Origin of the sequence: Streptomyces hilarionis (assembly GCF_024539675.1) — a bacterium.
GTDB lineage: Bacteria > Actinomycetota > Actinomycetes > Streptomycetales > Streptomycetaceae > Streptomyces > Streptomyces hilarionis.
On sequence record NZ_JAHHIT010000518.1, the window covers coordinates 1 to 373 of the forward strand.

Annotated in this window: 2 protein-coding genes; both read left to right on the forward strand. The window is 50.7% G+C overall.

Annotation, left to right across the window (positions count from 1 at the left end; translation table 11 throughout):
- The first annotated feature begins 25 nt into the window (after nt 1-25).
- On the forward strand, nt 26-148 hold the full coding sequence (locus KMS84_RS42510; RefSeq protein WP_368860720.1) for a PLD nuclease N-terminal domain-containing protein: 123 nt from the start codon (nt 26-28) through the stop codon (nt 146-148).
- The coding region (locus KMS84_RS41830) for a manganese catalase family protein (protein WP_256921442.1) at nt 102-373 on the forward strand (272 nt) is incomplete at its 3' end. The genes KMS84_RS42510 and KMS84_RS41830, both read left to right, overlap by 47 nt.

Here is a 373-nt window from a genome sequence, read left to right on the forward strand (position 1 = left end):
GTTTCGAAGCGACAAAACGGTTGGGATAAAAGCCGCGTGGGCGCTCGGCCTAATTATCTTCCCCGTCTTAGGTTTGATCGTTTGGGGGCTTGCGGGGCCTCGTGGGATCAAAGAAGGCCCCTCGTCGCCAGAACATAGCAAAGGATAGTCACTATCCGTTTGTCGTTTGCGCTGAAGGTTTTTTGAAATTAACCCTGGCGCACTTGCTTCAGATGTTTGTGGGCTGGCATTCGGTCTTTCACCGAGTGAACCGCAGCCCTTATTCGCCTGAGGAGAATGTCATGTTCCTACATAACAAACGACTTCAATACACCGTGCGGGTTGCTCAGCCAAATCCTGGCTTAGCTAATTTATTACTAGAGCAGTTTGGGGG